The organism is Nostoc sp. UHCC 0251, from assembly GCF_034932245.1.
In the GTDB taxonomy this organism is placed as follows: domain Bacteria; phylum Cyanobacteriota; class Cyanobacteriia; order Cyanobacteriales; family Nostocaceae; genus Nostoc.
Genome location: NZ_JAYGHD010000116.1, coordinates 1 through 12,036, shown reverse-complemented (window position 1 = coordinate 12,036; position 12,036 = coordinate 1). Strand labels below are relative to the sequence as shown.

13 protein-coding genes are annotated in these 12,036 nt (G+C 41.1%); 10 read left to right on the top strand and 3 right to left on the bottom strand.

Annotation, left to right across the window (positions count from 1 at the left end):
- Positions 1 to 182: 182 nt before the first annotated feature.
- The 3 genes from VB740_RS14265 to VB740_RS14255 all read right to left on the bottom strand — a co-directional run bounded on the left by VB740_RS14265 (position 183) and on the right by VB740_RS14255 (position 2,180).
- Positions 183 to 1,244: a DUF3326 domain-containing protein gene (locus VB740_RS14265; protein ID WP_323200640.1), complete on the bottom strand. Its 1,062-nt coding sequence runs from the start codon at positions 1,242 to 1,244 to the stop codon at positions 183 to 185.
- A 196-nt stretch (positions 1,245 to 1,440) separates the two neighbouring features.
- Entirely contained in the window at positions 1,441 to 1,647 is a 207-nt protein-coding gene (locus VB740_RS14260) for a hypothetical protein (RefSeq protein ID WP_323200639.1), read from the bottom strand.
- A 212-nt stretch (positions 1,648 to 1,859) separates the two neighbouring features.
- Positions 1,860 to 2,180, bottom strand: coding sequence for a 2Fe-2S iron-sulfur cluster-binding protein (locus tag VB740_RS14255; RefSeq protein ID WP_099103835.1), 321 nt, complete (start codon positions 2,178 to 2,180; stop codon positions 1,860 to 1,862).
- Positions 2,181 to 2,376: 196 nt separating this feature from the next.
- On the opposite strand from VB740_RS14255, the gene VB740_RS14250 reads away from it, so the two are divergent.
- From VB740_RS14250 to VB740_RS14205, 10 genes are all read left to right on the top strand, one after another.
- Positions 2,377 to 2,868 (top strand): hypothetical protein, encoded by a 492-nt coding sequence (locus VB740_RS14250; RefSeq protein WP_323200641.1) that lies wholly within the window; start codon positions 2,377 to 2,379, stop codon positions 2,866 to 2,868.
- Between the two features lie 3 nt (positions 2,869 to 2,871).
- A complete protein-coding gene (locus VB740_RS14245; protein WP_323200638.1) occupies positions 2,872 to 3,909 on the top strand; it encodes a GUN4 domain-containing protein in 1,038 nt (345 codons plus the stop codon).
- A 621-nt stretch (positions 3,910 to 4,530) separates the two neighbouring features.
- Entirely contained in the window at positions 4,531 to 4,932 is a 402-nt protein-coding gene (locus VB740_RS14240; protein ID WP_323200637.1) for a hypothetical protein, read from the top strand.
- Between the two features lie 177 nt (positions 4,933 to 5,109).
- Complete coding sequence (locus tag VB740_RS14235; protein ID WP_323200636.1) at positions 5,110 to 6,036, top strand: DUF4351 domain-containing protein; 927 nt, start codon at positions 5,110 to 5,112, stop codon at positions 6,034 to 6,036.
- A 496-nt stretch (positions 6,037 to 6,532) separates the two neighbouring features.
- Complete coding sequence (acnB, locus tag VB740_RS14230) at positions 6,533 to 9,196, top strand: bifunctional aconitate hydratase 2/2-methylisocitrate dehydratase (RefSeq protein WP_323200635.1); 2,664 nt, start codon at positions 6,533 to 6,535, stop codon at positions 9,194 to 9,196.
- Between the two features lie 63 nt (positions 9,197 to 9,259).
- Positions 9,260 to 9,526 (top strand): type II toxin-antitoxin system HicB family antitoxin, encoded by a 267-nt coding sequence (locus tag VB740_RS14225; protein WP_163937456.1) that lies wholly within the window; start codon positions 9,260 to 9,262, stop codon positions 9,524 to 9,526.
- On the top strand, positions 9,519 to 9,758 hold the full coding sequence (locus VB740_RS14220; protein WP_323200634.1) for a type II toxin-antitoxin system HicA family toxin: 240 nt from the start codon (positions 9,519 to 9,521) through the stop codon (positions 9,756 to 9,758). Before VB740_RS14225 ends, VB740_RS14220 begins: the two co-directional genes overlap by 8 nt.
- An 82-nt stretch (positions 9,759 to 9,840) precedes the next feature.
- On the top strand, positions 9,841 to 11,031 hold the full coding sequence (locus tag VB740_RS14215; protein WP_323200633.1) for a hypothetical protein: 1,191 nt from the start codon (positions 9,841 to 9,843) through the stop codon (positions 11,029 to 11,031).
- A gap of 217 nt (positions 11,032 to 11,248) precedes the next feature.
- Entirely contained in the window at positions 11,249 to 11,668 is a 420-nt protein-coding gene (locus VB740_RS14210) for an endonuclease domain-containing protein (RefSeq protein ID WP_323200632.1), read from the top strand.
- Positions 11,669 to 11,848: 180 nt separating this feature from the next.
- Positions 11,849 to 11,992: a hypothetical protein gene (locus tag VB740_RS14205; protein ID WP_323200631.1), complete on the top strand. Its 144-nt coding sequence runs from the start codon at positions 11,849 to 11,851 to the stop codon at positions 11,990 to 11,992.
- Positions 11,993 to 12,036: the final 44 nt, after the last annotated feature.

Below are 12,036 nucleotides of genomic sequence, written 5' to 3'. Positions count from 1 at the left end.
AGAGGGGGCAGAGGGAGCAGAGGGAGCAGGGGGGCAGAGGGGGCAGGGGGGCAGGGGAGAATAATTTTTAGCTGTAATTCAGGGAATTAGTATGAATTCTAACTGTTAACTCCTGCCTATTGCCTATTGCCTATTGCCTATTGCCTATTGCCTCTTGCCTCTTGCCTCCTGCCTCCTGCCTCCTAACTAATTGATTGCAAAGGTAATAATTTGGGACGGAGAGCGGAGGGATTGATGCCTGCTTTGTGTGCTACCAATACACCCACTGCTTCTAAATATGAGTTTACTTGTATAGATTTGATCCCCAAGGGTTGAGGAGGAACTTTTATCAGAGTTTTATTTTCTTCTACTGTAATTATTTGGCATCGTCTTTGGCTTAAACTCAGTAAGGCACTGCTACCACAAGCAGTTGCAGGTACGATCACAGCATCCACTTCATCTGCCCAAATATCTCCTTTCTCTGATGCAATCGTTCCTTTATCTATTATAAATTGTGGGGCACGACTTAATCCTACAAGCACGCACGGCAAAAAGGTATAACCTAATTCTTCGGCGGCGGAACGGGGTGATAAATCAGGTTGTGGAGGTTCGCTCAGAAGGGCGGGGGAATGGGCGCAAGGAATTTGAAAGGTTCGTACTAGCAAATGGCTAATTACGGCTTCTGCACCCGCTAAAGGATCAACGCCTTCACCCTGGCGATATTTTTGTACTGCTTCCTCATCCATATCATCGGGGAAACGGGCAACAACTGCGATCGCTTCTGCCCCCGCTTTTTTAATTAATATTTCGGCTGCCCGTAATAGACTATCCGGGTTGCCAATTGTTCCCCAACTAGCTCCCGATGCTGTAGTCCGTAATTCTACATTTAATGGTGCATCTGTAATTACATAATCTGTTAAAGTCAATCCTAGAGTTGCTCTGACTGCATCGGCTGCTTGTATATGTCGTAGCCGCAAATCTGGCTCAATGGCTTGGTCTAAAAGCAAACCTACTTTGTTACTGCGGACTGGACGCAAACCCCAGCATCCAGAAGCGAATTTGTCAAGTCCATAACCTTCAACATAGAAAGCATTTGGAAGATTCCAGTATAAACTTGCGCCATTAAGGACATTGGGGTGAGTAATTAGGCGATCGCAAACCTGTGCTATAACTTTGGCAACAGGTAAAGCATCTCCTGCATAACCCCCAATGGCAGCCCCAACGCCAGTTGGTACAATTAAGATAGCGGTGTATGGACGATTCATTTTAAGTTATTTCCCACTCTCTAGGGCTATTTCGTTCTAGACATAAACCATCCAGAAATAAAATTCGTTAAAACGGGCTATAACCTTTTCTCAGTCGTCTTGAGACGACTTTCGCTATTAGACTCAGAATTCATTCTGAGGCGGGCTAGATGAAAATGAAATAACCCTTGCCCACTATCAACTTTTAACTTCTAACTCAGCACTGGCTCAACGCCCCGCTATCGCTAACAGCACTCTTTGTCACCACAGCTTCAACTGTAGCTTTTTGTTTGTCAACGTCTACAGAAGTAACTGCCCAACGCAGAGGTTCGCCTTGTTTATTCAACTCTGTTTCAATGACTTGTAGTAACTCTGCGGGAGTTTCTTGTAAATCAATTTCTGCGATAATAAAATGAGTCGTCATCTTGGTAAATCTTGTTAATTTTTAGTTTAACAATACGGTTCAGTTAAGGGCTAGTTGTACAAAAATATGGTTTTTTTAGACGCGATAAATCGCCGTCTCTACAAGTGTTTTGATCTTAATATTAATTGTATTTTTTTATCGCTTTTTGAAATTTTCGTCAACAGTTATTCAGCTATCAATAATCATCCGATATACTGATAGCTGATCACTGATTATTTGCCTTTGCCAAATTGTAACTGATAAAGTACATCTTCCTTTTCCGTCTGAATTTTCAAATCAGAAAGGGGTTTGGCAATACAAAGCAATACGTAACCTTGCTTTTGCAAATCTGGACTAACGCCCATACCATCAGTTTGATCCACAGTTCCCTGGCTTATTTGACCGGCGCAAGTTGTGCAAACACCTGCATTGCAAGAACTCGGCAGTTCCAAACCAGCAGCATCGGCAACTGATAAGATCGTTTCATTTTCAGGAACTTGCAAGGTATGAATTTTGCCTTGGTGATCAATTTCTACGGTGTAAGTTTTGGGCATATACAAAAGAAGCGTGATGCAACGGACAAATGTATTAGTTTATCTGAATTAGTTGAAAATATCCAGATGTTACTATAAAAATTTAGGTAAAAGATTGATTATTATAGCAACTAATTCTGAACAGTTTTTAGATTAGTAACATTATTTACTATACAATACACAAATAAATTAGTTAAATTTGCTTACTATAAATAATATGCGCGATCGCGTTTCTTTAGAGACTGTATCTGTAAGTCTGCCTTTTGGCATTGGTTCCATGTCTTGGAAAGTTGATACCACACAAAAGAAGGCGGCTTGGTCGCTTTATGTGGAATTGGTGACGCGCATTGCTGTGCAACCATTGGAAGTTGACCAGGGTTTGGTACGAGAAGCGATGAATTCTCTTTATAGTTTATTTGGGACAACCCGCGAAGTTCTCAAAGCCGCCGGGCCAGATGTGGGTGCTTCTCGTGATTCTGTGGGGGGAATTGCCATTGCCGTGTTGAATAATGGGTTAAGGCCGTTTTTGGCTAAATGGCATCCGTTGTTGCAAGCGTGGGAAGCTAGACGACCTGTGGGGGTGAGTCCTAAGGAACATGAGCAGAGTTGGTCGGAGGAACCGAAGTTGCGAAGTGAGTTGGAAGTTTTGCGCGGTGGGTTGGAAGATTACGCTAAGGCGTTGGCAAAAATTGCCGGTGTGGAGGAGTAACTAATGGAAAAGTTTGATGTGTTTCTTTGCCACCATAGTAAGGATAAACCTGCGGTTATCGAAGTTGCCGAACAACTACAGCAACGTGGAATTGTACCGTGGTTGGATATTTGGCATTTACGACCTGGTTTTTCTTGGCAAGATTCTTTAGACGAACAGATAAACGAGATTCAAGCAGCAGCTGTTTTTGTAGGTAACTCAGGATTTGGCCCTTGGCAAGATCAAGAGATAAAAGCTTTTATACGAGCATTTGTCAATAGAAAATGTCCAGTTATTCCCGTACTTCTGCCAGATGCGCCACAAGAGCCACAACTACCTGTATTTCTCCAGGGTTTAACGTGGGTAGATTTTCGCCAGCAAAATCCTGACCCGATGGAACAGTTGATTTGGGGTATTACCTCGAAAAAGCCAGGAACAACACCCGTAATTCAACGTCAATCACCAACAATTCTGCCGAAGCGAGAATTTATCTTTATGGGAGATATTTCTCCTTCAAAACGCGACTTAGATGACCTCTCCTCAGAAAAAGGCATAAATTACACCACACTGCGCGACCTACTAGCAGCAAAAAAATGGAAGAAAGCTGATCAAGAAACATATCGGGTGATGATTCAGGCTGTAGGAAAAGAAGTTGGCTTCTACTTCACCTCAGACGAACTCTTAAATTTTCCTTGCACTGACTTACGCACAATTGACCGCTTATGGGTAAAATACAGCAATGGACATTTTGGCTTCAGCGTCCAGAAGAAAATTTACTTGAGCGTCGGCGGTTTTCCGAACAAGTATTACAAAGAAACCTGGGAAAAGTTTGGTGATCGCGTAGGATGGAGAGTGAATAGTAGTTGGATATACTATATATACGTTACTTTTGATATCTCTTCCCCTAAAGGACACCTCCCGAATAAGGTGGCTAGTAAGGCTGGTGGACACTTCTTGGATTGGTTTGGTGAGGTGTTTGTCTTAGGGAGGTTGTTGTGGGGTGCGGGTGGGATTTCTGGGATGGGTGGGGTCGTGCCTCTTCTCTCGCATCGAGACTTGTAAAGTGTAACATCTAAACCAATTCGCAATTACATTTTGTGATAGCGCCGCGTTAGCGAGTCCGCGTTCGCGTAGCGTAGAGAGCGTCTGGGGATTTAGACCCTAACACAAAACAAGCTGGTGAAACTTCCATCTTGAAATTTTTTCCAACTCTGCGATCGCTGTAAATCAACAATACACATTCTGCACAATGTTACAACATTAAGGCTTAAGGTTACAGCATTAAGCCTTAAGGTTACAACATTAAGCCTTAAAGTTACAGCATTAAGGCTTAAGGTTACAGCATTAAGGCTTAAAGTTACAGCATTAAGCCTTAAGGTTACAGCATTAAGCCAAAGAGCTAGAACATTAAGCCTTAAGATTACAACATTAAGCCTTAAAGTTACAGCGATCGCAGTTGACATAGAATACAGACCATTTGTAGGGGCACAGCAATGCTGTGCCCTATTGTCTGTTGCTTAAACATAATATTATTTTGCTGAAAATCAGCCTTTGATGATTAAATTCCGAGAAATCACGGACATAAATAAAAACTTTTACTAAAAAAAATGCGCTTTTTGCTGAACCAGAATCCAGGCTAATTGAGACAAAATAGCTCTGTAAAGCTTTTAAAAGTGTAAAAATATGGCTCGAAAAAAACGTAGTTCCCGGATTCTGGAAAAAGCTGAGTTTAGAGTTGCCGGGCTGAAAGCTATCGATCCAAAGATCAATTTTGATGATACTCACAACTTGCAAAACCTGACTCAATTAATAGACAATTTTCACAATATGCTTGATGAGTATAACGCTGCTATAGCTATGATTGACTCTTCTAGAAATAAGCTGGATGAGATGGAAAAAACCTTAAGTCAGGTTTCAGACAAAATGCTGACTGGGGTTGGTTTCAAGTACGGCAAAAATAGCAACGAATATGAACTTGCAGGCGGCGTTAGAGACAGCGAACGTATTCGTAAAAGCAGATTGACACGCTTGAAATCTAACACAGATAAAACATCAGATGAAAATGCTCTAACCGCCACGCCCTAACGGGAAGTCAAAAGTCAAAAGGCTTATATAATCTGCTTTTAACTGTAAAAATTAAAAGTGTCCACCAGATCCCCGACTTCTCAAAGAAGTCGGGGATCTATTTCATCACGAATGATTCAGGAATGCTATATAATAAGACTTTGCATTAACCTAGAACTTCCGAAATATTAAAATTGAATGACCCGTTTTATCCATGATAAATTTGCCAAAGACTATCTAGAAGAACTATTAAAAGATTACGGAGAAGTCAAGGCATCAGAAAAAGTATCAGGAGAGATTAAAGAAATAGATGTTTTATTCACTCCTGTCAAACAGCAAAGCTCTAATATACAAATACTGGGTTTGCTAGGAAGATTTGCCCAACAGCCTGCGATAATAGAACCATACCGCAACCCAGCTTCTACCGATGAAATCTGCGACTGTATTCTCAAATTATTAGAAATCAAGGCTCTGCTACGACGAGAAGCTAAAGCCAATAAAACCAAACTTCAGGACTCCGAAATTCCCAAATTGTGGGTTCTTACACCTACCATATCTGAAACTAGATTATCTAGCTTCGGAACTATGCAAAAAGCAGGTTGGTTGTCAGGAGTGCATTTTCTGCCAGATGCCTTGCGGACAGCAATTATAGCGATACACCAACTACCCCAAACACCAGAAACATTATGGTTGAGGCTTTTAGGTAGGGGAAGTGTGCAGTCACAAGCGATTATCGAGTTGCAAGCGTTACCATTAGATCATCCATACCAGAAAGCAACTCTCGAATTAGTTTACAACTTGCGCGAAAACTTGAGAGTAAACCAAGAATTAGAAGCAGATGATAGGGAGTTAATTATGCGACTAGAACCACTTTATCAAAGAAACAGAGAACAAGCCAAAGAAGAGGGAAGGCGAGAGGGCAGGCAAGAAGGAAGGCAAGAGGGCAGGCAAGAAGGGAAACAAGACTTAATACTGCGTCTACTAAATCGCCGTATTGGTGAAATTGATACGTCATTAATTGAGCAAATTCAAGGTTTATCCATTGAACAATTAGAGAATTTAGGAGAGGCATTACTAGATTTTTCTAGTGTTGCTGATTTAGAAACTTGGTTAAACCAACATTAAACAATTCGCAATTCGCAATTCGCAATGACGCTCGCGAACTCGCTACCGCTACGCTAACGCAATTACGTTTTGTGATAGCGAAGCGTTAGCGAGTTTTCGAGCGTCTGGGGATTTAGACCCCAACACAAAACAAGCTTTGGCATTGGGGATGGGGTTTTAAACCCCTTTTAGTAGGATCAATCTAATTTATTATTACTACACTTGGCGACTAGAAGTAGCGGCTATACAGACTTGTGTTGAGCGAAGTCGAAATACGAAACCCACCTACGTGGGTTAAAAATTCTTGATTTACTCTTAGTCCACGGAGGTGGACTTTGTTTGTGTAGTAGCGAATTCTATTCGCCTCATACTTTCAAACTTTCAGTATAAAAAAAGTTGCTAATAACCGATTACCAGTAAGGCTTTCATCATAAAAGTGAGCTAGACTTTTATAGCCAAGTATTGACTAAAAATATTTCATAATTAAAGATAGAACATCCCAATGGAGAACATAAAAATGCTAGAACAATATCGTAAACACGTTGCCGAAAGAGCAGCACTCGGTATTCCTCCTTTACCATTGGATGCGAAGCAAACCTCAGAATTATGTGAATTACTGAAAAATCCGCCAAAGGGTCAAGAGGAGATATTATTACATTTATTGAGCGATCGCGTTTCTCCTGGTGTTGATCCAGCAGCTTATGTCAAAGCTGGATTTCTCACCGCGATCGCCAAAAATGAAATCACCAGTCCCTTGGTTTCGCGCATAGAAGCGGTACAATTGTTAGGGACAATGGTAGGTGGTTACAATGTGCAATCTTTAATTGATTTGCTGCAATGGCTCACCGTATCCGTCTCAGACTCATCTGAAACACCTTTAGTAATGGGTGGACAAGGAAAGGAACCCATTTCCGCCTACGCCGCCAACGCCTTAAGCAAAATCCTCTTGGTGTATGACGCTTACCACGATGTTTTAGAGTTATCTAAAACCAATCCTTTCGCCAAACGGGTGGTTGACTCTTGGGCGGAAGCTGAATGGTTTACCATGCGCCCCACAGTCCCAGAAGCGATTACTGTCACCGTTTTTAAAGTTCCTGGCGAAACCAATACCGACGACTTATCACCCGCCCAAAGCGCCACAACTCGCCCAGATATTCCCTTACACGCCTTGGTGATGTTAGAGTCACGGCAACCGGGAAGCTTGGCAACCATTGCCGAACTGAAGAAAAAAGGACATCCTGTAGCTTACGTGGGAGATGTAGTTGGTACAGGTTCCTCGCGTAAATCTGCAATTAACTCGGTGTTGTGGCACATGGGAAATGATATACCTTTTGTGCCAAACAAACGCGCTGGGGGTTATGTTTTAGGTGGTGCGATCGCGCCAATTTTCTTTAACACAGCAGAAGATGCCGGTGCTTTGCCTATTCAGTGCGATGTCACCAAACTCGAAACCGGGATGGTAATTACCATCCATCCCTACAAAGGCGAAATCACCAACGAAGCAGGCGAAGTCGTTTCCACCTTTGCCCTCAAACCTGACACCATCCTCGATGAAGTCCGCGCAGGTGGACGCATCCCCCTACTTATTGGACGTACCCTCACCGATAAAACTCGTCTTGCACTTGGTTTAGAACACAGCACCGTTTTCACCCGTCCCCAGCAAGCCTTTGATACAGGCAAAGGCTACAGCCTAGCACAGAAAATGGTAGGTAAAGCTTGCGGATTACCTGGTGTGCGTCCCGGCACATCTTGCGAACCCATCATTACTACCGTTGGTTCTCAAGATACCACAGGCCCCATGACCCGCGACGAATTGAAAGAACTCGCCTGTCTTGGTTTCAGTGCAGACTTAGTAATCCAAAGTTTCTGCCACACAGCAGCTTATCCCAAACCAGTAGACATCCAAACCCATCACGAACTCCCCGACTTCTTTGCTTCTCGTGGCGGTGTCGCCCTCCGTCCCGGTGATGGTATTATCCACTCTTGGTTAAACCGGATGCTGCTACCCGACACCGTGGGAACTGGCGGCGACTCTCACACCCGCTTCCCCTTGGGTATTTCCTTCCCCGCCGGTTCTGGATTAGTGGCCTTTGCAGCCGCCTTGGGTGTGATGCCTTTAGATATGCCAGAGTCAGTTTTGGTAAGATTCAAGGGTGAATTGCAACCAGGTATCACCCTGCGCGATGTCGTGAATGCCATACCCTACGTGGCAATTGAAAAAGGTTTGCTGACAGCAGAGAAGCAGAACAAGAAAAACGTCTTCTCCGGACGAATTCTGGAAATAGAAGGTTTGCCAGATTTAAAAGTTGAACAAGCCTTTGAACTCACCGATGCTAGCGCCGAACGTTCTTGTGCCGGATGCACAATTAAGCTGAGTGTAGAGACAGTTTCTGAATATCTGCGTTCTAACATAGCGCTGTTGAAAAATATGATAGCACGGGGCTATCAAGATGCGCGTACCATGCTGCGCCGTGTGGCAAAGATGGAAGAATGGTTAGCAAATCCCGTGTTATTAGAAGGCGATGCCGATGCAGAGTATGCCGAAATAATTGAAATTGATTTAAACGAAATCAAAGAACCAATTGTTGCTGCTCCCAATGACCCCGATAATGTTAAATTATTATCGGAAGTTGCTAATGATCCAGTGCAAGAAGTATTCGTCGGTTCTTGTATGACGAATATCGGTCATTATCGAGCAACAGCAAAAGTTTTGGAAGGCGCAGGTGAAGTGAAAACTCGTCTGTGGATAGCACCACCAACGCGCATGGATGAACACCAATTAAAAGAAGAAGGTGTATACAGCGTTTTTGGGGCTGCGGGTGCGCGAACAGAAATGCCAGGGTGCAGTTTGTGTATGGGTAATCAGGCGCGAGTTGCTGATGGCACAACAGTATTTTCTACCTCTACCCGCAACTTCAATAATCGCATGGGTAAAGATGCGCGAGTGTATCTTGGTTCAGCAGAATTAGCCGCAGTTTGTGCGCTGCTGGGACGGCTTCCAACAGTGCAGGAATACTTGGAGATTGTGGCGAGTAGAATTCATCCTTTTGCCGATGATTTGTATCGATATTTGAACTTTGATCAAATCGTCGGTTTTGAGGATGAAGGGCGCGTGATTGCGTTGGAAGATATGCCGAGGCTTGAGGATATTTTGGGTATGCCAGCTAGTAGTTTGCGTTAGTAGATAATTAAAGTAGGGTGGGTATTGCCCACCTCACTCCACAATTTCAATAGGTGAATATCAATGGAATTTTACACAGTAGTACTCAAGCAAAGCGCTGGTTATTGGGTTGCTTTGTGTTTAGAAAATGGAATTGTAGGACAGGGCACTATTCAAGAAGATGCTATTAGTAAGCTAAAAGAAGCTATTGAATCTTTTGAAATTGTTTATGAGTCTGAAAGTAATATTTATAAATCTCCCATTTCAATAGATGAACTACATGAATTTTTATTTGTTGAAGAAAAAGAACAAGATTCAGAGATATATGAATTAAGGAAGGTTTATGCCTAAAAATATACCTTCCCTGAAACCAAAGGAGTTAATTAAGCTTTTAGAACAAGCAGGTTGCACATTTTATAGAGAAGGAAAAGGCGACCATTGTTTATATACTCGTGAAGTTGATGGTAAAAGAAGAGTAGTTCCTATAGATATGGGTGCAAGAGAAATGTCTCCTGGTTATGTTTTGCGTATTTTTCGACAGTTTGGTTTTACTGATGAGGAAGTTGAGAGTCTGTTAAGATAGATAATGTTTCAGTATTTATACCATTTTTAACAGTATAAAAATATAATAATTTGTATATAGATTATTATATTTAAAAACTTTCATGCCTTACCTAAAATCAAAACATTTAACAACCAACTCGAAAAACTGGAATGAGGATTCAGACAAAGCGAATCGTAAATTAATCTACATTGGCGGAGAAATCCGCTTTCAGTCTGAACAATATTTAGAAGATTATATTGAAGCTTATTTTGACACAATATTCCCAGAATTGGTTTTAATTAAACGTCAGCATAGTCTCAAAATGCAGCGTTGTGATTTACTATGCTGTAGCAAATTACATAAACAAGCAGTTATTATTGAATTAAAAAATGAAGAAGATAGAGGATTAGTATCTCAGCTAATGAGATATCGAAAAATCATTTCCCAAAATCAATCTTTTGCCGAAAAAATCGATTACTCATTACCTATCAAACTAATTGCTATTGCTCCTACTTTTCATGAAGACAACTACACAGACAAAGAAGCATCAAAATTTGAAAATGATATATCTTTTTGGAAATTCCATGTCGAATATGATACAACAGGTACTAAATTCCAATTAGAAGGTAAGAGTTATGATGTTCTTTACCCTGTGTTTGGCTTACCTTGGAGCTTGCAAAATGAAGTTATACAAAATACAGTCTTACCAGCTTTTACTCATAACTTTAAAAGCAACTTGCCTGTAGATACTCATCAAAGTTTTAGAATCATTAGAGAGCTTTTTATGGCTCAACCAAAGATGAAGGAAATGGTTAGCCCTACTTATAGAAAAATATTATATGGTACTGGTGAAGGAGAAAATTATAAGAAACTAGCTGAGATAACTAATACAAGTAAAGGAATATGGTTATTTCTTTGGTTGCCAACTAAAGTGAAAACTAAAATCAAAATTCCAGTAGCACGATTTGGTTTCGTATTAACTGCAAATAACAGCCATTTTGCTCAAGATTCTGTTGTTGAATGGTTGGTGTGTACTAAGACTACCGTGAATATTGAAGACAAACCTAACAATAAGATTTGTTTATCATTTGATAGACATGGTATGGCAAAATGGACTAGGGCAAATATGTATTTATGTCAAGCAGGTGGTATAAATACTTTAGATTTATTCATCTATCTCTTGAAAGGTGCTACCCGTCCTTTTGATGATTCTATTTGGGAATGGTGGAGGTCACAGGAAAAAAATACTCCTACTAATTTGGGATGGTATATTGATTTAGCTATTAAAACTTGGAACTATAGGATTAAATAAACAATATAAAATAAACAATCTATTGATTTAATAGATGTCATTTTAAGTCAAGCTTTAGAAGTACAAAGATAACAATGTCTTCACCAATTGATCATTATATCAGCGCGATCGCACCTTCGTACTTCGCACACAGACCTAACCCCCCAACCCCCTTCCCTACGAGGGAAGGGGGAGAGGTCAATCATAAAAAATAAACACCTATTTTTATACTTCATAAATGAATAATTCAACACCCGAAGAACCCTATCCATTGATAAAAGAGGGAACTCGCAATATTGTAATTGGATACAAAGCAGACTTAGTTAAAGTGCAACGTGCCAAAGAACTTCGTCAGCAAATGACACCAGAAGAAAAAATCCTTTGGCAACATCTCCGTGCTAATCGCCTGAATGGTTTGCACTTTCGCCGTCAGCAGATTATCAATGGCTTTATTGCAGATTTCTACTGTCACGCAACTGCATTAGTGATAGAAGTAGATGGCAAAATTCATGAACAACAAGCCGAATATGATGCAGAACGGGACAAAGTTTTGTCAGCTAGAGGACTGCGTTTGTTGCGAATTAAAAATGAAGAAGTGAGACACGAACTTGATAAAGTCTTGATGCGTATTTCCACAGCTTGTTTTCAACAGACCTAAATCCCCAACCCCTTCCCTGCAAGGGAAGGGGGAGAAATCTGGCTCCCCTCTCCGCTTCGGAGAGGGGTTGGGGGAGAGGTCAATCCATGCGATCGCAATAAACTGTTAAAATCTAATTGCCTGATACCAAAATTTTCACAGGTGAACACCGATGGATTTTTACACATAGGAGTTATTAAAATGCTTGAAGTCCACAAAAATTATGTTCTCGACGAAAACCAACAACCTATTGCTGTACAAATTCCTATCGCTGAATTTGAAAAGATTGAAGAAATTCTTGAGGATTATGGTTTAGCAAAACTTATAGAGGAAGTAAGTAAGTAGGCATGAAAAAACCAAACTATGTGAAGATAAGTAAATACGGAGAA